The following is a 21,941-nucleotide window of genomic DNA, read 5'->3' as shown; positions in this document are numbered from 1 at the left end:
AGCTGCACTTCGCGCAGCGTGGGCAACGAAGCGCCTCGAAAAAAGCCGCGCTCAGTACGTGAGCACCACGGCAATCGCGCCGAGCAGACCGCCGCAAACCGTGCACGCCCATAAGAGGGAGCGCGTGCGCCGGTATTCGAGCAGCACGTCGCTGACGAGCTGGGCCTGTTGCCTGACCGTCGTGACTTCGTGCCGATGCTGCAGATACTGCACCGCAAGCTGCGGGATGCGCGGCACGAGATGCGCGAGATGCGGCAACTCCTGCGCGAGATGCTTGACCCAGCCGCGATGATCGAACTCGCGGCGCGCGAGCGTAGCCAGCACCGAGCGCGCGATCTGCCACGAATCGATGCCCGGATGCAGCGCGTTCGCCAGCATCTCCGCCTGGCCGAACGCGCGCTGCGCGGCGGCGAGCCGCGGCGGCACATCTCCGCCGAACGGGTGCACGGCAAACAGCAGATGATGGAATAACGCGCCCGCCGAGCGTTCGTGCGACTGCGGCGCGAAATGCGCTTCGGCGCGCGTGCGCAGTTCGGCTTCGAGCTTCTCGGGGCGCGTGTCCTGCGACACATGGCCGGCATCGCGATGCAGATGCGCGAGCCGTCCATAGTCCTGCTCGAACAGCGCCGTCGCGCCGTGCACGAAGAACTCGCGCTCCTGCGACGACAGACTCGACATCACTGCGAAGTTCGCGAGCACGATGCGCCCGAGCGTGTCCGGATCGATGCTCACGCGCACGCGCGCTGCATCGAACGTTGCGTGGAAGAAGCCGTGCTCGAAGGCCTGCTCGGTGACGACTTCGATAATGTGCCCGGCAAGCGGCGCGAGCTTCACGCCGCGCGCCGACAGACCGGCGAAATCGAGCGCGGGCAGCGATTCGATATGCTGCATCGCGAGCGTGCGGTCGGTGCAAAGCTCCCAGATCACGGCGGGAATCGCGAGACGCTTGTCACCGTCGAAATGATGCGCGGTCTGACTCAGGTTCGCGGCTTCGGCGCGCAGATCGAAGCGGCGCAGGATTTCCTGCGTGAAGGCATTGGCGAACTCGCGCAGGCGCAGACGGCGAGCGTTCTTCGAGAGCTTCTCCAGCCAGCGCGCGACCCAGCGCAGCAGGGCGGCCTCGTCGGCGATTTCCTGGACTTGCGCGACGCGCACGAGCTTGAGCGCAATGTCGCGATGCCCGTCGATTGGCTCGATCAGCCGCGCGACATGCGTCTGCTCGGCAAAGCCGTTTTTCGCGGGCGTCAGATCAATCGATGCAAAAAGCGTCGACACCGGCCGGCCGAGCGCTGCCGCTATCGCATGCTCGACCTGGTCGGGCGGCAAGGGCGCTTCGAGGTGGCTGACGGCGTCGATTGCGTCGTGCAGCGTGCCTGTCGCGAGTTCGGGGCGGCGCGCGAGCGCTTCGGCGAACGCACTCGCCAGCGGGCCGAGATTGGGCAGCGCGCGATGCACGCCGGCGCGCCCGCCCGGCGATGCATGCACGCGTGAAACCAGCGTGACGATCCAGTGCAGCTTGTGATGCTCGGGCGCGGCGAGCCAGATGAGACGCGCGCCATAGCGCAACGCGTGGAACAGCAGTCGTAGTCGGCGAAACAGAGGTGGCATCGGCGGTTCGTTCGAGCGCATCGGCGATGCGAGAGAAGACCGCCCAGATTAGCAGGGATGCGGCGCGCGGAACATCCACAGCGTTGCGACGCGGGCGGTTCAAGGGCATGCGAGGGGCATATGGAGGGCATACGCCTGCCGTCCGCCAACGGCAAGCCAACGAAGACCCGACAGTCCGCCCACAGCCAGCACACGTTCCTTCCGCGCCGGGTCTCCATGCGTAATACAATACGGCGCGGGCTTGCCCGATCCCTGAATACATGCTCGCCGCCTTGCAGCGGCCAACAACATCGAGATGCTGGCAGAACAACGTCATCAATATATTCTGGCTCAGGTCACGAAGACGGGCGCACTGTCGGTCGCCGAGCTGGTTCGCGAGCTCAACGTATCGCGCGAGACCATCCGCCGCGACCTGAACGCGCTCGCCGAGCGCGGCCTGATCGTGACGACGCACGGCGGCGCGCTGTCGAGCGACCGGCGCGAGCCGGACCTCGACACACGCGACGCCGCCAACGCCAGCGCAAAGCGCGCTATCGGCGAACGCGCGGCGCAACTGGTGCCCGACGGCGCGTCGGTCATCATCGATTCGGGCAGTACGACGCACGCGGCCGCACGCGCGCTGACCGACCGCCACCGGCTGACCGTCTATACGAACGACTGGCGCATCGCGCTGCTGCTCGGCCGGCGCAACGACAACCGCGTGACGCTGCTCGGCGGCGAGCTGTCGGACAACGAAGACGCGGCGTTCGGCCTCGATACGATCACCCAGTTGTCGCACTATCACGCGGACTTCGCGCTGATTGGCGCGGGCGGCATCACGCCCGACGCGCAGCTGTCCGATTACTCGCGCATGGCGGCCGAGGTGCGCTGCCGGATGATCGGCGCGGGTAATACGGTCATCGTCGTCGCCGACAATTCGAAATTCGGCCGCGTGACGCCCGTGCGTATCGAAGGGATGGAGAAGGCGCGCTATGTCGTCACCGAGCTCGCGCCCGACCGCGCGCTCGCGAAGGCGATCACCGCGCGCGGCCCCGAAATCCTGATCGCGTGAAAGTCGCGCTTCGCATTGCTTCCGTCTTGCTTACTTCACGCTGATGCCGAGGTCCGCCAGCGTCCGGCCGATCGCGGCGACGGCGTTGTGCATCTCGTTCGCGTCGATCGCGCCGATACAGCCGACGCGGAACGTCTCCACTTGCGTCAGCTTGCCCGGATACAGGATGTACCCGGCCTCGCGCACGGCTGCATAAAACCGCACAAATTGCCACTTCGCGTCACGCGGCGCGTGGAACGTGACGATCACGGGCGCCTGCACGTCCGCCGGCAGAAACGTCTCGAAGCCGAGCGCCTTCATGCCGTCGACAAGCGCCGCGCAGTTACGCGCATAGCGCGCGCCGCGCGCGGGTTGGCCGCCTTCCGCGATGAACTGGTCCAGCGCGGTGCGCAGCGCGGCGACCACGTGCGTCGGTGGCGTAAAGCGCCATTGTGTGGTCTTTTGCATGTACGCGAACTGATCGTACAGGTCGAGCGCCAGCGACGGCGAACGGCCTTCGCACGCTTCGAGCACGCTGCGCCGCACGATCACGAAGCCCATGCCGGGCACGCCTTCCAGACACTTGCCGCTGGCCGACACCAGCGCGTCGATGCCGCTGTCGCGCAGGTCGATGGGCAGCGCGCCGAACGAACTCATCGCGTCGACGATCAGGCTTTTGCCGTGATGCTTGCAGACGGCGGCGATCGCATCGAGCGGATTGAGCAGGCCTGCGCTCGTCTCCAGATGCACCTGCGCGACGTGCGTGATGCGCGGGTCGTCGTTGAACGCGTCTTCGATTGCGGCGGCGCTCACTGGCTCGTCCTCGCGCAGCGGCAGTTCCACATACGCGATGCCCATGCGCTGCAGCACCTTGATGATGCGCGCGCAGTAAGCGCCGTTGTTCGGCACCAGTACGCGGCCGTCGCGCGGCACCAGCGTGCCGAGCGCCGCTTCGACAGCGAACGTGCCGCTGCCCTGGAGCGGCACGCACACGTAGTCATTTTCACCATGTACGATCTCGACGAGATCGGCGCAGACGCTGTGCGTCATGCGGTTGAACGCGGTGTCCCACGATCCCCAGTCGCGCAGCATCGACTGACGCGTGACGGGCGAGGTCGTCAGCGGTCCCGGCGTGAGCAGGATCGGGTCGTTTCCAGAAATCACACAGCCTCCTTCGTATGGATCGGTTGCGCCGTTGCGGGCGCACATTGCATTGCCTGTTGTGTTGCCGGCTGCCTTGCATATTATTGGCTATTTGTGTCATTTTGTGGAAATCGGCAGAATCTTCACGTCGGTGTCACAAAAAAAGACGATCCTTGCCGTGCCCGTTCAGGCAAGGCAGCCCATAACGCGTAATCGTCGGAGGGATGCCTTGGCGCAAACGCCGCAAAAAAAGTTGTCAGCAATCTGCAATCTCAGCGGCTCCGGCCGCGACGTCAGGCGGACAGCGCGCCCGAAGCGCGGTCCGGACACCACCACTAACGGGTTACCCACAGGTTTTTGCCTTTCGGAGAGAACGACATGAAAAAGACGGATCACCTTCGCTCGACGGGCCGCGCTGGTCGTATTGGCCAGACGGCTCGCAAGCTGCTGCCCGCGCTGGTCGCGGCGGCGGCGTTCGGCGGCGCGATGTCCGCGCACGCGGCGGGCGCGGTCGTGCTGTACACGGCTGACGGCCTCGAAAATCTCTACAAGGACGTGCTGCCCGCATTCGAGAAGCAGGAAGGCGTGAAGGTCAACATCGTGACGGCAGGCAGCGGCGAAGTCGTGAACCGCGCAACCGTCGAAAAGGATTCGCCGAAGGCCGACGTGCTCGTCACGCTGCCGCCGTTCATCCAGACGGCCGCGCAGTCGGGCCTGCTGCAGAACTATCAGAGCGTGAACTACAAGAACGTGCCCGACATCGCGAAGGCGTCGGACGGCGCGTGGGCGACGTTCGTGAACAACTATTTCTCGTTCGCGATCAACCCGGAAGTGGTGAAGAACCAGCCGAAGACGTTCGCGGATCTGCTGCACCCGGACTACAGCGGCAAGGTCGCGTATTCGAACCCGGCGACGGCGGGCGACGGCATGGCCGTAGTCATCCTGACCACGTCGCTGATGGGCGAAGACAAGGCGTTCGACTATCTGAAGAAGCTCGAGCAGAGCGCCAAGTTCCACACCAAGGGCACGGGCTATCTCGACGTGCTGCTCTCGCGTAACGAAATCGCGGTGGCGAACGGTGACTTGCAGATGGATCTCGACGACGCGGCCAACGGCGGCCTGTCGATCAAGCCGATCTTCCTCGCAGCCGAGGCGGGCGGCCAGCCGACCACGTTCCAGCTGCCGTACGCGATCGCTTTGATCAAGAATGGTCCGAACCAGGCGGCAGGTAAGAAGCTGATCGACTATCTGATGTCGACGGAAGTGCAGTCGAAAGTGCCGGACATCTTCGGCATTCCGGGTCGCACTGACGTCCAGCTTTCGGGCAAGAACGGCGCAGCCGTCAAGCAGGCGATCTCGGGTGTGAAGCTGATTCCCGTCGACTGGAACCAGGTGATGGCGAAGAAGGCTGACTGGACGGCCCGCTGGAAGAGCGAAGTGATCGGCAATTCGGGCAAGCAGCTCGAAGTCGTCAAGCCGAAGTAATTACGGCGTCTGATGGAACGCGCGGTGTGATGATCGTCGAAACGCTCGTCACGCCGCGCAAAAAAGCATTCTGGCGCTTGCATGCGCCAACCAAAGTCACCAACGTAGGAGGATGGACCCGGTGAACACAGTAACGACTCTTGCTGGTTCGGGCGCGCTGGACGCCACGCCGCGCGCGCAAGGCGTCGCGCAGACGGGCGCTGGCGGCGTGCAGATCGAACATCTGACTGTGCGCTTCGGCTCGCGCACGGTGCTCGACGATCTGTCGCTGACGATCGAGCGCGGCGAACTGTTGACCGTGCTCGGCCGCAGCGGCTGCGGCAAGACGACGTTGCTGCGCTTCATCGCCGGTTTCATCGAAGCGGATGGTCTCGCGGGCACGCTGACGGTCGCGGGCCGCGACCTCACGCATGTGCCGCCGCACAAGCGCAATCTGGGCCTGCTGTTCCAGAGCTATGCGCTGTTCCCGCATTTGTCCGTGTTCGAGAACGTCGCGTTCGGTCTGCGCGCGCGCCGCATCTCGACGAAGGAAATCGCGCGGCGTGTCGCCGACGCGCTGAAGCTCGTGCAGCTCGGCGACTCCGGCCACGTGATGCCCGCGCAACTGTCGGGCGGCATGCAGCAGCGCGTGGCGCTCGCGCGTGCGCTCGTGATCGAGCCGGATGTGCTGCTGCTCGACGAACCGCTTTCCGCGCTCGACGCCAATTTGCGCGCGTCGGTGCGCTCCGAACTGAAGGCGCTGCATGAGCGTCTGCCGAATCTGACCATCGTCTGCGTGACGCACGACCAGGACGACGCCCTCGTGCTGTCCGACCGCACGCTGCTGATGCGCGAAGGCCAGATCGCGCAGCTCGGCACGCCGCAGGAACTGTACGACAAGCCGAACGACGCGTTCGTCGCGCGCTATCTCGGCGCGGCCAATCTGCTGCCGCCGAGCGTCGCGTTTGCACTCGGCGACGCGCGTTACAGCGAGCGCGACCGCGTGGCGTGTCTGCGTCCCGAGGCGATGCGCATCGTGCCGCTCGGCGAAGGCCAGTTGCACGGGACGATTTCGACGGTCGAATGGTACGGCTCGGTGCTGGCCGTGCAGGTCGCCCTCGACGCGATGCCCAACGATCCCGTGCAGGTGTCGATGCAGCGCGGCACGGGCATGACGCCCGAAAAGGGCGCGCGGATTTCCTTGCGTTACGAGGCAGACGATGTCGTCCTTATTCAGCCCTGACGCCAGCCCCGACGCGCTCGCGCAAGCGGCTGACGCACGCCGCGCCGCGACGGCCGCCTCGCACGCGGCGGCAAAGCGTCGGCGCGAGCGCCTGTCGCAATGGCATCTGGCGTTTCTCGCTGTCTTCGTGCTCGGCCCGCTGGTGATTTATCCGCTCGTGCGTCTCGTGTTGCTGAGCCTGTCGGGTGAGCATGGATTGAGCTTTCACGCTTACTCGACGTTCTTCCAGAACCCGGAAACGAGCGGCGTGATCGGCACGACGCTGTGGATTCTGTTTGCCAGCGCCGGGCTCGCGTCGCTGCTCGGCGTCGCGCTCGCGTCGCTGCTGTTCTTCAAGCCGTTTCCGGGCGCGCGGCTCGTCACGCGGTTTCTGGAACTGTTCGTCGCGTTCCCGTCGTTCCTCGTCGCGTTCACGCTGATCTTTCTCTACGGCTCGCAAGGCTCCGTCAGCATCGGGCTGCAACGGCTCTTCCATCTCGAGGCACCGCCGCTCGACTTCCTGTTTGGCATCGGCGGCGTGATTCTGGCGGAAGTGGTGTTCTACGCGCCGTTCGTCGTGCGTCCTACGCTCGCATCGTTCGCAATGCTCGACATGCGTCTGATCGAAGCCGCGCGCAGCCTCGGCGCGAACGGCTGGATGGTCGCGTTTCGCGTGATCCTGCCGCTCGCGTGGCCGGGCATCGCGGCGGGCACGATCCTGTGCTTTCTGCTGACGCTCAACGAGTTCGGCATTCTGCTCGTGCTCGGCAGCGCGCATCTGATCACGCTGCCCGTGGCGATCTACAGCTCGGCCACCGTCGATCTCGACCTTCCAACGGCTGCCGCCGGCGCCGTCGTGATGCTGGCGATGTCGCTGTCGTTGTATGCGCTGTACCGCCAGGTCAACAAGCGCAAGGTGAGGGGAGCGAAGTAATGTCCGATCTCGATCAAACCGTGCTGCCCGCCGTGCAGCATCGCGCGCGGCCCGTTCAACACGGATTCGTCGCACGCGTCATGGGCGGGCTGTTCATGGCATTCGCCGCGCTGTTGTGCTTCTGGCTGTTCGTGCTGCCTGTGATCGTGGTCGCGCTGTCGAGCGTCGCCGCGCACTGGTCGGGCACGATCCTGCCGGATGGTTTCAGCATGCGCTGGTTCGAGCGACTCGGCGGCAGCGATTTCGATGCGCTCGTGACCAGCCTGCAGATCGGCTTCGGCGTCGCGATTCTCGGCACGATTCTCGGCCTGTGGCTCGCGCTTGCGCTCGAAGGGCGCGACCGGCGTGGACTCGGCGCACTCGTCGATACGATCGCAATGGTGCCCAACGGCGTGCCGAGCGTCGTGCTCGGCCTCGCTGTGCTGATCGCGTATCACAAGAAGCCGGTGGATCTGTCGAGTTCCGCTGCCATCGTCGTATTCGTTCAGTTGGCGCTCGTGTTGCCGTTCTGCTATCGCTGCGCGGCGGCCGCGTTGCGGCCCGAACTGACCGTATTGCGCGAGGCGGCTGCGAGCCTCGGTGCGCCGCCGTCGATGGTGCTGCGCCGTGTCGTGCTGCCGCAACTGGTGCCCGCAATCCGCGCATCGCTTGCGCTCGGCTTCGCGCTGTCGCTTGGTGAACTGGGCGCAACGCTCACCGTTTATCCGCCGGGTTTCGCGACGGTGCCGATCGTCGTCGTCGGACAGGTCGAACGCGGCTATTACCTGCCGGCGTCGGCGCTGTCGCTGATTCTGCTGATCGCTTCGCTTGCCGCGCTGGTGCTGATTGCCGCCCGCGTGCCGCGTCGCCGCGTGGACTGATCGTCAACGTTTCCTGATTTTTCGTGAGGTGTGTCGAGGTCGGCACACCACGCATGTAAATGTGGCAAATATTGTCGAAATGACCGAAAATATGGAAATTGACTCGGACGACCGGATCGAAGTGGTCAGGCGGCATTCGTTGACGGCGCTGGTGCGCGACGAGATCGAGCGGCACATCGTCGACGGCAAGCTGGCGCCCGGCGACAAGCTGAACGAAGCGGATTGGGCCGCGCGTCTGCAGGTGTCGCGCGGGCCGGTGCGCGAGGCGTTTCGCGCGTTGGAGCAGGCGGGGCTGGTGCGCAACGAGAAGAACCGTGGCGTGTTCGTGCGGACCGTGTCGCTGGCGGAAGCCGACGAGATCTACGCGGTGCGCGCGGTGCTCGAAGAGGCGGCGTGCCGGATGCTGGCCTCGCGTATCGACGCCGCGCAACTGGCGGCGCTGCGCGCGCATGTCGACGCAATGCGCGCCGCGCTCGATGCCGGCGATCACGACGCGTATGCGCGCGCGAACGTCGCGTTTCACGATGCGATCGTGGCGACGGCGGGCAATGGCAAGCTGTATGAGACGTATCGCAGGCTGGTGGGTGAATTGAGTCTGTTCCGGCGCGCCGCGCTGGGCGTGCGGTCCGATGCGATGGAGCGCTCGCTCGCCGAGCATCGCGCGATTCTCTCGGCGCTCGCCGCGCGCAATGCGGACAAAGCCGCGCAGCTGATGCTCGCGCATGTGGACGGCGGCAGGCAACGCGCGCATGAGGCCGTCGAGCCGCGCGCGTCGAACGTAACGGACGAAGGCAATGACGGGTTGAGCGCGCTGCTCGCCTGAACAGGGCTTGAACGAATCAAGAACACGCGTCGGCGACGCGTAGGGAAGAGTGCAATGGCAATCCAATCCGAACGTAATGTTGAAGTGAATGGCCGCAGCTACCGTCTGCCCGTCAAGCCGACGGTGGTCGTGTGTGTCGACGGTTGCGAGTACGACTATCTGGAAGCGGCCGTGAACGCGGGCGTGGCGCCCTTTATCGGCAAGATGTTGCGCGACGGCGCGGCGTTCAAGGCCGACTGCGTGATTCCGTCGTTCACCAACCCGAACAACCTGTCGATCGTCTGCGGCGTGCCGCCTTCCGTGCATGGCATTTGCGGCAACTACTTCTGGGACCCGCAGGCCAACGAAGGCAAGGGCGCGGAAGTGATGATGAACGATCCCGCTTATCTGCGCGCGCCGACGTTGCTCGCGGCTGCCTCCGATGCGGGCGCGGCTGTCGCCGTCGTCACGGCTAAAGACAAGCTGCGCCGCCTGCTCGGCAACAAGATGAAGGGCATCTGCTTCTCGGCGGAAAAGTCCGACAAGGTGACGCTCGACGAGAACGGTATCGACGACGTGCTCGGGCTGGTTGGTCTGCCCGTGCCCGACGTGTACAGCGCGGATCTTTCCGAATTCGTGTTCGCAGCGGGCGTGCGGCTCGCGCAGACGCGCAAGCTCGACCTGATGTATCTGTCGACCACTGACTACATCCAGCACAAGTGGGCGCCCGGCACGGAAGGCGCGAACGCGTTCTACGCAATGATGGACGGCTATCTGGCGCAGCTCGACGCGCTCGGCTGGGTGATCGGCCTCACCGCCGACCACGGCATGAACGCCAAACACGATCCGCAGACGGGCGAGCCGAACGTGATCTATCTGCAGGACGTGATGGACGAGTGGCTCGGCGCACGCGCGGCCCGCGTGATTCTGCCGATCACCGATCCCTATGTGGTGCATCACGGCGCGCTCGGTTCGTTCGCGACGATCTATCTGCCGCCCGACGCGAATGCGCGGCAGTTGATCGAACGTCTTGCTGGCTTGAAGGACATCGAAGTCGTGCTCGACAACCAGGCGGCGTGCGAGCGCTTCGAGTTGCCGAACGATCGCGTGGGCGACATCGTCGTCGTCAGCAAAAAGAATACGGCGCTCGGCACGCGCCGCGATGAACATGACCTGTCGGGTTTGACCGTGCCGCTGCGCTCGCACGGCGGCATCTCGGAACAGGTGGTGCCGCTGATCTTCAATCGACGCATCGACGAAACACGCGTCGCAGGCAAGCGTCTGCGCAATTTCGACGTGTTCGACCTTGCGTTAAACCATGTGGCGGCCTCATGAACGCAATCCTGCAGTCCAACGACCATCCGGCGTTTCGTGCGGAAGCGCTGCGTCTGAAGGGCGAGCGCGCAGCCCGCGCACGTACGCTCGATGTGTTCGATCCGTACTCGGGCATGCGCGTCGGCACGGTGCCGATGGCAAGTGTCGACGATGTGCGCGCGGCTTTCGAATACGCGGGCGCTTATCAGGCGAAACTTTCGCGTTACGAGCGCTCGCAGATTCTCGAGCGCGCGGGGATTCTGCTGCGCGAGCGGCTCGAAGCGGCGTCGGATCTGATCTCGCTTGAATCGGGCTTGTCGAAGCAGGACTCGCGCTATGAAATCGGGCGTGTCGCCGACGTGTTGAAGTTCGCATCGATTGAAACCTTGCGCGACGACGGCCAGAGCTTCTCGTGCGATCTGACGCCGCACGGCAAGAAGCGGCGCGTGTTCACGCAGCGCGATCCGCTCGCGGGCGTGATCGTCGCGATCACGCCGTTCAATCACCCGATGAACCAGGTCGCGCACAAGATCGCGCCTTCCATCGCGACGAATAATCGCGTGATCCTGAAGCCGTCGGAGAAGGTGCCGCTGTCGGCCTATTTTCTCGCCGATGTTCTGTATGAAGCTGGTCTGCCCGCGCCGATGCTGCAGGTGCTCACAGGCGACCCGCGCGAAATCGCCGATGAACTGATCACCAATCCGCTCGCGGAACTCGTCACGTTTACGGGCGGCGTGGCGATCGGCAAGCATATCGCCGAGCGCGCGGGCTACCGGCGCGTCGTACTGGAACTCGGCGGCAACGATCCGTTGATCGTGCTCGAAGACGCGGATATCGAGCGCGCGGCTACGCTGGCCGTGCAGGGTTCGTACAAGAACTCGGGGCAGCGCTGCACGGCCGTCAAGCGGATCATCGTGCAGAAGAGCATCGCTGCGCGCTTTACGGAACTGGTCGTCGAGAAGACGCGCGAATGGACGTACGGCGATCCGTTCGATACGTCGAACCAGATGGGCACCGTCATCGACGCCGACGCGGCGCGGCTGTTCGAAGCACGCGTGAACGAAGCCGTCGCGCAGGGCGCGCGCCTGTTGACGGGCAACCAGCGCAAGGGCGCGCTGTATGCGCCGACGGTGGTCGATCAGGTCGATCCATCGATGACGCTGATTCGCGAGGAAACGTTCGGCCCCGTCTCGCCGATCATCACGTTCGACACGATCGAAGACGCGATCCGCATCAGCAATGGCACGCCGTTCGGTTTGTCGTGCGGGCTGTGTACGAACCGGCAGGATGTGATTCCGCGCTTTATCAACGAACTGCGCGTCGGCTCGGTGAACGTGTGGGAAGTGCCGGGGTATCGCGTCGAGCTGACGCCGTTCGGCGGCATCAAGGATTCGGGGCTCGGATACAAGGAAGGCGTGCAAGAAGCGATGAAGAGCTTCACGAATCTCAAGACCTTTTCTCTTCCGTGGGAGTGATGTTGTGGCATTGAATCTCGACGACATTCGCGGACTGTTCGAAGCGCACGGCCAGCTTGCCTATAGCGGCGAGCCGGTGACGCAGCTCGAGCATGCATTGCAAAGCGGCGCGCTGGCGGAATCGGAAGGTGCCGCTGAGGAGCTGGTCGCTGCGGCCTTTCTGCATGACCTCGGGCATCTGCTGAACCGCCAGGGCGAGACGCCGACCGCGCGCGGTATCGACGATCTGCATCAATACTTCGCGCTGCCGTTCTTGCGGCCGGTGTTGCCGGAAGCGGTGCTGGAGCCGATTCGGCTGCACGTCGATGCGAAGCGCTGCCTGTGCGCTATCGATGCGGCGTACTTTGGGAAGTTGTCAGTGGATTCCGTGCGCAGTCTCGAACTGCAAGGCGGCATATTCAGTGACGACGAGGCGCAGGTGTTCCTGAAGAAGCCGTTTGCCGAGGATGCGCTGCGTTTGCGTCGCTGGGACGATCTGGCGAAAGAAGCGAATCGCGCGACACCGGATCTCGATCATTATCTAAATCTCGTGTCGCGCGTGATGGAGCGGCATGCTGCCGTTTGACTTATATCTGTAGGCGGGCGACGCGTACTTGCCTCATATGTCATGCGTTTTACGCACATCAAAAAACCGCTTGCAACCACGCAGGCAAGTGTCTAAAATTCCGGTCTTTCGCGCTGCGGCCAACGCGGCGCGAAGGAAACGAGGAAGGCGGGAGAGCCAGCATTGACCGGGCTTTCCGGTGGAGTCAGCGGGTTGGGAAGTTAGAAAAACCGGTTGACGAGACGAAAAAGGTTCTTCATAATCTCGTTTCTCTGCTGCTGACGCAGCAACGTGGTGAAAGCAAGGCGCTTCCCGCGAATGTTCTTTAACAATCAACAGCCGATAAGTGTGGGTGCTCGATGGCGGCGCGCGGTGATCTTCGGGTCGCCGAATAGCGAAAGTAATCGAGTCTCACACAGAAGTAATTGAGGAAGGTTTGAGTAATCAGATCTTTCGTCAGTGATTTTGAGTGAGCGACCGGTTGGTAAAACAACCGAAAAACAGTAACAGGTTTGAACTGAAGAGTTTGATCCTGGCTCAGATTGAACGCTGGCGGCATGCCTTACACATGCAAGTCGAACGGCAGCACGGGGGCAACCCTGGTGGCGAGTGGCGAACGGGTGAGTAATACATCGGAACGTGTCCTGGAGTGGGGGATAGCCCGGCGAAAGCCGGATTAATACCGCATACGATCTCTGGATGAAAGCGGGGGACCGAAAGGCCTCGCGCTCAAGGGGTGGCCGATGGCAGATTAGCTAGTTGGTGGGGTAAAGGCCTACCAAGGCGACGATCTGTAGCTGGTCTGAGAGGACGACCAGCCACACTGGGACTGAGACACGGCCCAGACTCCTACGGGAGGCAGCAGTGGGGAATTTTGGACAATGGGGGCAACCCTGATCCAGCAATGCCGCGTGTGTGAAGAAGGCCTTCGGGTTGTAAAGCACTTTTGTCCGGAAAGAAAACCGCTTCTCTAATACAGAGGTGGGATGACGGTACCGGAAGAATAAGCACCGGCTAACTACGTGCCAGCAGCCGCGGTAATACGTAGGGTGCGAGCGTTAATCGGAATTACTGGGCGTAAAGCGTGCGCAGGCGGTTCGCTAAGACCGATGTGAAATCCCCGGGCTTAACCTGGGAACTGCATTGGTGACTGGCGGGCTAGAGTATGGCAGAGGGGGGTAGAATTCCACGTGTAGCAGTGAAATGCGTAGAGATGTGGAGGAATACCGATGGCGAAGGCAGCCCCCTGGGCCAATACTGACGCTCATGCACGAAAGCGTGGGGAGCAAACAGGATTAGATACCCTGGTAGTCCACGCCCTAAACGATGTCAACTAGTTGTCGGGTCTTCATTGACTTGGTAACGAAGCTAACGCGTGAAGTTGACCGCCTGGGGAGTACGGTCGCAAGATTAAAACTCAAAGGAATTGACGGGGACCCGCACAAGCGGTGGATGATGTGGATTAATTCGATGCAACGCGAAAAACCTTACCTACCCTTGACATGTACGGAACCTTGCCGAGAGGTGAGGGTGCCCGAAAGGGAGCCGTAACACAGGTGCTGCATGGCTGTCGTCAGCTCGTGTCGTGAGATGTTGGGTTAAGTCCCGCAACGAGCGCAACCCTTGTCCCTAGTTGCTACGCAAGAGCACTCTAGGGAGACTGCCGGTGACAAACCGGAGGAAGGTGGGGATGACGTCAAGTCCTCATGGCCCTTATGGGTAGGGCTTCACACGTCATACAATGGTCGGAACAGAGGGTTGCCAAGCCGCGAGGTGGAGCCAATCCCAGAAAACCGATCGTAGTCCGGATCGCAGTCTGCAACTCGACTGCGTGAAGCTGGAATCGCTAGTAATCGCGGATCAGCATGCCGCGGTGAATACGTTCCCGGGTCTTGTACACACCGCCCGTCACACCATGGGAGTGGGTTTTACCAGAAGTGGCTAGTCTAACCGCAAGGAGGACGGTCACCACGGTAGGATTCATGACTGGGGTGAAGTCGTAACAAGGTAGCCGTATCGGAAGGTGCGGCTGGATCACCTCCTTTCCAGAGCTTCGCGTCTCAAAGTTGAGCGCTCACACTTGTCGGCTGTTAATTGAAGACAGGCTCAGGGGTCTGTAGCTCAGTCGGTTAGAGCACCGTCTTGATAAGGCGGGGGTCGATGGTTCGAATCCATCCAGACCCACCAGCGTCTTGTCTGCGGTGGCTGACCGATGATTCCCCTGTGTACTGTATGACTGGGGGATTAGCTCAGCTGGGAGAGCACCTGCTTTGCAAGCAGGGGGTCGTCGGTTCGATCCCGTCATCCTCCACCAATTCCCAATGCACAGTGTTCTGCAGAACGCAGAAGACTTCGCATTGGCAATTGAGCCAGTCAGTGAAGATATGCGGTTATAGCAATCGCGATATCGGCTGTCGTTCTTTAACAATCAGGAAGAAGTAGTAAAGAGATTCGCGAAAGCGTGCTTAGAGATGGGCGCGTGAGTAGGTGAATCAGGGTTGTGATTGTATCAATGTATTTTTAAGGGTTGTCGAAAGACAGCCTTGGAATACGGCACAACGCTAAAACTCAACCTGTAGCGAGTGGGTCTGACGTGGCAACACGGAGAGACACACCCGTTATAGGGTCAAGCGAACAAGTGCATGTGGTGGATGCCTTGGCGATCACAGGCGATGAAGGACGCGGTAGCCTGCGAAAAGCTTCGGGGAGCTGGCAAACGAGCAATGATCCGAAGATGTCCGAATGGGGAAACCCACTCCGAATGGAGTATCCGTAGCTGAATACATAGGCTACGTGAAGCGAACGCGGTGAACTGAAACATCTAAGTAACCGCAGGAAAAGAAATCAACCGAGATTCCCAAAGTAGTGGCGAGCGAAATGGGACCAGCCTGTACTCTTTATCTTTGCTGTTAGCCAAACGCTCTGGAAAGTGCGGCCATAGTGGGTGATAGCCCCGTAGGCGAAAACAGCGAGGAAGAACTAGGTGTACGACAAGTAGGGCGGGACACGTGAAATCCTGTCTGAAGATGGGGGGACCATCCTCCAAGGCTAAATACTCGTGATCGACCGATAGTGAACCAGTACCGTGAGGGAAAGGCGAAAAGAACCCCGGGAGGGGAGTGAAATAGATCCTGAAACCGCATGCATACAAACAGTCGGAGCCTCGCAAGGGGTGACGGCGTACCTTTTGTATAATGGGTCAGCGACTTACATTCAGTGGCGAGCTTAACCGATTAGGGCAGGCGTAGCGAAAGCGAGTCCGAACAGGGCGATTCAGTCGCTGGGTGTAGACCCGAAACCAGGTGATCTATCCATGGCCAGGATGAAGGTGCGGTAACACGTACTGGAGGTCCGAACCCACTAACGTTGAAAAGTTAGGGGATGAGCTGTGGATAGGGGTGAAAGGCTAAACAAACCTGGAAATAGCTGGTTCTCTCCGAAAACTATTTAGGTAGTGCCTCGTGTATCACCTTCGGGGGTAGAGCACTGTCATGGTTGAAGGGTCCATTGCGGATTACTTCGCCATAGCAAACTCCGAATACCGAAGAGTGCAATCACGGGAGACAGACATCGGGTGCTAACGTCCGGTGTCAAGAGGGAAACAACCCAGACCGCCAGCTAAGGTCCCCAAATATGACTAAGTGGGAAACGAAGTGGGAAGGCTAAAACAGTCAGGAGGTTGGCTTAGAAGCAGCCATCCTTTAAAGAAAGCGTAATAGCTCACTGATCGAGTCGTCCTGCGCGGAAGATGTAACGGGGCTAAGTCATATACCGAAGCTGCGGATGCATATTTATATGCATGGTAGGAGAGCGTTCCGTAAGCCTGCGAAGGTGCACTGGAAAGTGTGCTGGAGGTATCGGAAGTGCGAATGCTGACATGAGTAGCGATAAAGGGGGTGAAAGGCCCCCTCGCCGTAAGCCCAAGGTTTCCTACGCAACGTTCATCGGCGTAGGGTGAGTCGGCCCCTAAGGCGAGGCAGAAATGCGTAGCTGATGGGAAGCAGGTCAATATTCCTGCACCAGTGTGAAATGCGATGGGGGGACGGATCGCGGAAGGTTGTCCGGGTGTTGGAAGTCCCGGTCGCTGCGTTGGAGAAGGTGCTCTGGCAAATCCGGGCACGGAATTCAAGGGCGTGGCGCGAGCTCCTTCGGGAGCGAAGCAATCGGAAGGGGTTCCAGGAAAAGCCTCTAAGCTTCAGTTTCACATTGACCGTACCGCAAACCGACACAGGTGGGCGAGATGAGTATTCTAAGGCGCTTGAGAGAACTCGGGAGAAGGAACTCGGCAAATTGGTACCGTAACTTCGGGATAAGGTACGCCCCTGTAGCTTGATGCCCCTGCGGGCAAAGGGTGAAGGGGTTGCAATAAACTGGTGGCTGCGACTGTTTAATAAAAACACAGCACTCTGCAAACACGAAAGTGGACGTATAGGGTGTGACGCCTGCCCGGTGCCGGAAGATTAAATGATGGGGTGCAAGCTCTTGATTGAAGTCCCGGTAAACGGCGGCCGTAACTATAACGGTCCTAAGGTAGCGAAATTCCTTGTCGGGTAAGTTCCGACCTGCACGAATGGCGTAACGATGGCCACACTGTCTCCTCCCGAGACTCAGCGAAGTTGAAGTGTTTGTGATGATGCAATCTCCCCGCGGCTAGACGGAAAGACCCCATGAACCTTTACTGTAGCTTTGCATTGGACTTTGAACCGATCTGTGTAGGATAGGTGGGAGGCTATGAAGCTGGGACGCTAGTCTCAGTGGAGCCGTCCTTGAAATACCACCCTGGTTTGTTTGAGGTTCTAACCTTGGCCCGTGATCCGGGTCGGGGACAGTGCATGGTGGGCAGTTTGACTGGGGCGGTCTCCTCCCAAAGTGTAACGGAGGAGTACGAAGGTACGCTAGGTACGGTCGGAAATCGTGCTGATAGTGCAATGGCATAAGCGTGCTTAACTGCGAGACCGACAAGTCGAGCAGGTGCGAAAGCAGGTCATAGTGATCCGGTGGTTCTGTATGGAAGGGCCATCGCTCAACGGATAAAAGGTACTCTGGGGATAACAGGCTGATACCGCCCAAGAGTTCATATCGACGGCGGTGTTTGGCACCTCGATGTCGGCTCATCTCATCCTGGGGCTGTAGCCGGTCCCAAGGGTATGGCTGTTCGCCATTTAAAGAGGTACGTGAGCTGGGTTTAAAACGTCGTGAGACAGTTTGGTCCCTATCTGCCGTGGGCGCTGGATATTTGAAGGGGGCTGCTCCTAGTACGAGAGGACCGGAGTGGACGAACCTCTGGTGTACCGGTTGTCACGCCAGTGGCATCGCCGGGTAGCTATGTTCGGAAGAGATAACCGCTGAAAGCATCTAAGCGGGAAACTCGCCTTGAGATGAGATATCCCCGGGGCTTCGAGCCCCTTGAAGGGTCGTTCAAGACCAGGACGTTGATAGGTCAGGTGTGGAAGCGCAGTAATGCGTTAAGCTAACTGATACTAATTGCCCGTAAGGCTTGATCCTATAACAGGTGTGTCTTACCCCAACGGGGTGAACAGGACACACAGGTTGAGATCGGTGTTGTGCCAGAAACAACACAACCCCCTCTTTACGCTTCTTCCAGATTGGCTGTGGCGCACCTCAAATGCGACGCGGCAACCCCTCATGCCTGATGACCATAGCGAGTCGGTACCACCCCTTCCCATCCCGAACAGGACCGTGAAACGACTCCACGCCGATGATAGTGCGGATTGCCCGTGTGAAAGTAGGTAATCGTCAGGCTCCTTACCCAAGACAAGACCCCGCCCTCAAAAGCGGGGTCTTGGCGTTTGTAGCGCACGTTTTAACATCGTGCCACGACAGCGTGGCCGGGCCGCAATGGCCCGAGCATGTTCATTCCCGCCATCCCCAGTCGACATTCCGCCGCATAACCGTCACGCGATAGCCTTGACGATACCGCCTTGTCGAAAGACAACTGTCACGCGCACATCCACGCAGCCGGCGATCCAGCCAACAACGCAAACTCGCCGGCCGCGCGTCTCACCTCACTGCCTAACTGCGCGATGCAGCTTCGCCACCTTCATTCGCGTGCAGCGCATCATCGGCGGCGATATTCTGGCGGGCAACTTCCCCTAACAGCGCGACATCGCGAGCAATAACCTGCGGCAAATGCGTCCGCAAAAACTCCACCCAGGTCCTCGTCTTCGCGTCGATAAACTTGCGCGACGGATACAGCGCATAGACATTCATCTTCTGCAGCGTGTACTCCGGCAGCACGCGCACGATTGACCCTGACCGTAATCCATCAATAGCGGCGTACAACGGCAATATCCCGATCCCAATACCCTCGCGAATCGCGACGATCAGCGATTCGGCAATATTCACCTGCACGGGCCCATTCACATTCAGCACTTCGCTGCCGTTAGGGCCATCGAGTGTCCATTCGCTGGTTGGAAAAGCGGGCGTCTTGAGCAACAAACAGTCGTGATGCAACAGATCGGCGGGCGTTTTTGGCGCATCGTGCGCGTGAATATACGCAGGCGACGCGCACAGAATGCTGAACGTCGCCCCAAGCAAAAGCGACACGAGATCCGAATTGGGCAGCGTCGACGCGCCTACGACAGCCACATCCGCGCTTCCCTCGAACAGATCCGGCAACTGCTGCGAGAGCGTCAACTCAACGGCCACTTCAGGATACAGCGCGCGATACCGCGAAATGGCAGGCAACACATAGTGCTGTCCGATGCTCGCAAAGCTATGCATCCGCAGCACGCCCGATGGCCGCTCATGCGCGCCGCTCGCTTCTTCTTCCGCATTGTCGATATCAGCAAGAATCTGCTGACATCGCTTCAGATATGTCTCACCGGCAGTTGTCAACGCGAGGCGCCGTGTCGATCGATTGAGCAGACGCGTCCGCAAATGCGCCTCGAGTTCTGAAACCGCACGAGACATCGCGCCCGTCGTCGTATTGAGCGATTGCGCCGCTGCCGTGAAGCTGCCTGCTTCGACGACGCGCACGAACACTCGCATGTTTTGTAACGTATCCATCAATCCTTCTTGATCGACATCAAAACGTTATTGTCCGCCTGTCGCGGGCTGCCATTGTTGAGTGATCTGGAAGGGACGTTCCCGACGCCTCCCATTAATCCACACATTGTAGGCTCCTACAATCGGCGCCTTCAGGGTAGGCGTGCGCCAGTCCGATTCGCGCATTCCTCCGACTACGACCCAGCGCGGTATTAATCGATGAAACGCCAGCATGCGATCAAGCAAGTGTCGTCCGATACTTTCGGATGGCGGGCTGGCATGCTGCGCGCGATCGCCGACGCCGGCACAGAGTGGGCGACCACCGACGGCCTCATCTGGCTTCATCTGTTCAAGACGGTATTGGCTGCGCTGCTTGCGCTGGGCATCGCGATGCTGCTCGAACTGCAGCAACCGCGCACCGCGATGACGACGGTGTTCGTCCTGATGCAGCCGTTCAGCGGGATGGTACTCGCGAAGAGTTTTTATCGGATCGTCGGGACCTTCGTCGGCATGCTGGCCGCGCTGCTGCTTGGCGCGCTGTTCGCGCAGCAGCCCGAGCTGTACATGATCGGCATCACCGCCTGGATGGGCGCGTGCGTGGCGGCGGCAGTCCGGTATCGGCATTTTCGGTGGTACGGCTTCGTGCTGGCTGGCTATACCGCGGCGTTGATCGGCATCCCGACGGTGATGCAGCCGAATGGCCTGTTCCTCGCCGCGTTGACGCGCGCCGCGGAAGTAGCGATCGGCATCATCTGCTCGGCGGCCGTCAGCGCGCTGATCGTGCCGCGTCGATCGAGCCTCGCGCTGCAAAACGCGCTGCAATCGAGGCATCTCAATTTTACTGCCTTCGCTATGAAAGTGCTCGATGGGGCCGTCGAGCGCGGCACGTCCGAGCGCTATTTCGCGGATCTCGTCGATGAAGTCGTGGGTTTCGAGGCCACACGGGCGTTCGCCGCTTTCGAGGATCCCGGCATGCGCTCGCGCAGTCAGGTGCTTGCAAGGTTGAACCACGAGTTCATGGATGTTTGCGCACGACTGCATGCGCTGCATCAGTTGAGAAAGCGCCTGCGCGACAATCCATCTGTCCAGGTCGTGCAAGCGACTGCGCCATATTTACACGAGCTTTCGCAATTGCTCGGCGCACACAAAGAACGTCGCTTCGATTCATCCGATGCCGCCCGCATCGCGATCAGACTCAAAGCCTTCCAGTCGACGCTGCCCGCCAGAATGCGTGCGACACGCCGGCCGCTGGAATCCGACGAGCCGCAATGTCTGCCCGATTTCGACACAGCGGGCGAATTGCTGTATCGCTTCGTCGTCGAGTTCATCCGCTATATCGATACGTATGCGTCGCTGGAGACCAATCACAATCCGGCGCGCGAGCGGCCGCCCGTGCGCTACGTAAGCCGCACCAACGCGTTCGTGGTGGCTTGCACGTTTGCGCGCACGGCGGCTGTCGTCGGCGCGATCAGCTGGTTCTGGATCGCGACGAACTGGCCGAGCGGCGGCATGGCCGTGATCGGCGCGGCGCTCACCTGCGCGCTGACTTCATCGGCGCCGAACCCCGTCAAGCTCGCGCTGCAGATGTCAGTCGGCGCGGCGTGCGCGACGATCGCCGGCTATCTGGTCACGTGCTACGTATATCCCGCCGTCGATGGTTTCCCGCTGCTGTGCACGATGCTCGCGCCCGTGCTTGCGGCCGGCACATTCTTCGCGTCGCGGACGAAGACAGCGGGGTATGGCGTTGGCTTCACGGTATTTTTCTGCCTGCTCGCCGCGCCCGACAACGTCGTCGTCTACGCGCCCGATCTGCTGATCAACAACGGCATCTCGATAGTCGTGTCGATGCTCGTGACGGCCATCGGCGCCGCAATCGTCTTTCCGGTGCAGATGCCGTGGCTGATCGCGCGTATCGAAGGCGACTTGCGCAGTCAGGTCACGCTGGCGTGCACGGCGCCGCTAGCGGGTCTCGCGCAGCGCTTCCAGTCGAGCACGCACGACCTGATGCACCAGTTGCGCATGCTGCTGCCGAAGCGCTCGCGACGCCATCGCAACGCGCTCAGATGGATGCTCGCCACGCTCGAAGTCGGCCACGCCACCATCGACCTACGCAGCGAGATAGAACGCGCCACATACGCGAGCGACGTGCACGCCCGATGGAAACCGTCTCTCGATCGCGTCACGCGCGATCTCGCGCAGCTATTCGAGCGGCCCGACCGCGCGCATGCCGAGCGAACCCAAATCTCCGTGCGTGCGGCGATGCGGGTCGTGCAGCAAGTGCTGGAAACCGTCCACACGGATCGCGAGAAACGTCACGATCAGCAGCGCATTCTCAGTTGCCTGCATTTCATCCGCACGGCGCTGCTCGACAAAGGCGCGCCCTTCGACACGCGTTAATCCCCGACACGTCTTCATCAGCGCAATCGACACAACAGTCTTTTGCGCCGACACGACGCGCCACACACGCGCGAAAACCCCCACCCAACCCCGCCCGCACTGATCTTGCCGCAACCAGGAAGAATGCCTTCCAGCCGTCC

The 21,941-nt window shown here is 61.2% G+C and carries 13 protein-coding genes, 2 tRNA genes and 3 rRNA genes; 15 read left to right on the top strand and 3 right to left on the bottom strand.

The genetic code is table 11. The annotated features are described in order from the left end of the window. Positions 1-51: 51 nt before the first annotated feature. Positions 52-1,608: an ABC1 kinase family protein gene (locus C2L64_RS27770; protein WP_176133946.1), complete on the bottom strand. Its 1,557-nt coding sequence runs from the start codon at positions 1,606-1,608 to the stop codon at positions 52-54. 295 nt (positions 1,609-1,903) lie between these two features. On the opposite strand from C2L64_RS27770, the gene C2L64_RS27765 reads away from it, so the two are divergent. After that, positions 1,904-2,659, top strand: a complete 756-nt coding sequence (locus C2L64_RS27765) for a DeoR/GlpR family DNA-binding transcription regulator (RefSeq protein WP_007587357.1) — start codon at positions 1,904-1,906, stop codon at positions 2,657-2,659. A gap of 30 nt (positions 2,660-2,689) precedes the next feature. Here the strand turns inward: C2L64_RS27765 and C2L64_RS27760 are convergent, their stop codons facing one another. Then, the gene (locus C2L64_RS27760; RefSeq protein ID WP_085954627.1) at positions 2,690-3,799 is read right to left on the bottom strand and encodes a 2-aminoethylphosphonate--pyruvate transaminase; all 1,110 of its coding nucleotides are present in this window, start codon (positions 3,797-3,799) and stop codon (positions 2,690-2,692) included. A gap of 360 nt (positions 3,800-4,159) precedes the next feature. Between C2L64_RS27760 and phnS the strand changes: the two genes are divergently transcribed. From phnS to rrf, 13 genes are all read left to right on the top strand, one after another. Continuing rightward, the gene (gene phnS / locus C2L64_RS27755) at positions 4,160-5,266 is read left to right on the top strand and encodes a 2-aminoethylphosphonate ABC transporter substrate-binding protein (protein ID WP_007587359.1); all 1,107 of its coding nucleotides are present in this window, start codon (positions 4,160-4,162) and stop codon (positions 5,264-5,266) included. Between the two features lie 112 nt (positions 5,267-5,378). Beyond that, entirely contained in the window at positions 5,379-6,488 is a 1,110-nt protein-coding gene (gene phnT, locus C2L64_RS27750; protein WP_407671780.1) for a 2-aminoethylphosphonate ABC transport system ATP-binding subunit PhnT, read from the top strand. Further along, entirely contained in the window at positions 6,466-7,401 is a 936-nt protein-coding gene (locus tag C2L64_RS27745) for a 2-aminoethylphosphonate ABC transporter permease subunit (RefSeq protein ID WP_007587361.1), read from the top strand. The genes phnT and C2L64_RS27745 overlap by 23 nt, the downstream gene beginning before the upstream one ends. Then, positions 7,401-8,261 carry a 2-aminoethylphosphonate ABC transport system, membrane component PhnV gene (gene phnV / locus C2L64_RS27740; protein ID WP_007587362.1) on the top strand — a complete coding sequence of 287 codons (861 nt, stop codon included), beginning with the start codon at positions 7,401-7,403 and terminating at the stop codon, positions 8,259-8,261. The genes C2L64_RS27745 and phnV overlap by 1 nt, the downstream gene beginning before the upstream one ends. Positions 8,262-8,340: 79 nt before the next feature. Further along, positions 8,341-9,084, top strand: coding sequence for a phosphonate utilization associated transcriptional regulator (locus tag C2L64_RS27735; RefSeq protein ID WP_007587365.1), 744 nt, complete (start codon positions 8,341-8,343; stop codon positions 9,082-9,084). A gap of 54 nt (positions 9,085-9,138) precedes the next feature. Beyond that, positions 9,139-10,398: a phosphonoacetate hydrolase gene (phnA, locus tag C2L64_RS27730; RefSeq protein ID WP_007587366.1), complete on the top strand. Its 1,260-nt coding sequence runs from the start codon at positions 9,139-9,141 to the stop codon at positions 10,396-10,398. Further along, positions 10,395-11,852 (top strand): phosphonoacetaldehyde dehydrogenase, encoded by a 1,458-nt coding sequence (gene phnY, locus C2L64_RS27725; protein ID WP_007587367.1) that lies wholly within the window; start codon positions 10,395-10,397, stop codon positions 11,850-11,852. The genes phnA and phnY overlap by 4 nt, the downstream gene beginning before the upstream one ends. A 4-nt stretch (positions 11,853-11,856) precedes the next feature. After that, positions 11,857-12,417, top strand: coding sequence for a phosphonate degradation HD-domain oxygenase (locus tag C2L64_RS27720; RefSeq protein ID WP_007587369.1), 561 nt, complete (start codon positions 11,857-11,859; stop codon positions 12,415-12,417). A 493-nt stretch (positions 12,418-12,910) separates the two neighbouring features. Next, positions 12,911-14,441: ribosomal RNA gene (locus C2L64_RS27715) — 16S ribosomal RNA — on the top strand. Between the two features lie 65 nt (positions 14,442-14,506). Next, a tRNA-Ile gene (locus C2L64_RS27710) sits at positions 14,507-14,583 on the top strand. A gap of 51 nt (positions 14,584-14,634) precedes the next feature. Further along, positions 14,635-14,710, top strand: a tRNA-Ala gene (locus C2L64_RS27705). 310 nt (positions 14,711-15,020) lie between these two features. Beyond that, positions 15,021-17,901 (top strand): 23S ribosomal RNA (locus C2L64_RS27700). Positions 17,902-18,045: 144 nt separating this feature from the next. Then, a 5S ribosomal RNA gene (gene rrf, locus C2L64_RS27695) occupies positions 18,046-18,159 on the top strand. The 16S, 23S and 5S rRNA genes sit together here with 2 tRNA genes alongside, the layout of an rRNA operon. A gap of 270 nt (positions 18,160-18,429) precedes the next feature. Here the strand turns inward: rrf and C2L64_RS27690 are convergent. Further along, on the bottom strand, positions 18,430-19,425 hold the full coding sequence (locus C2L64_RS27690) for a LysR family transcriptional regulator (RefSeq protein ID WP_007587117.1): 996 nt from the start codon (positions 19,423-19,425) through the stop codon (positions 18,430-18,432). Between the two features lie 198 nt (positions 19,426-19,623). On the opposite strand from C2L64_RS27690, the gene C2L64_RS27685 reads away from it, so the two are divergent. Continuing rightward, a complete protein-coding gene (locus tag C2L64_RS27685; protein WP_007587119.1) occupies positions 19,624-21,801 on the top strand; it encodes an FUSC family protein in 2,178 nt (725 codons plus the stop codon). Positions 21,802-21,941: the final 140 nt, after the last annotated feature.

The organism is Paraburkholderia hospita (assembly GCF_002902965.1).
Classification (GTDB): Bacteria; Pseudomonadota; Gammaproteobacteria; order Burkholderiales; family Burkholderiaceae; genus Paraburkholderia; species Paraburkholderia hospita.
Note: the sequence above shows the minus strand (reverse complement) of the source record. Positions and strands in the feature narration are given on the sequence as shown.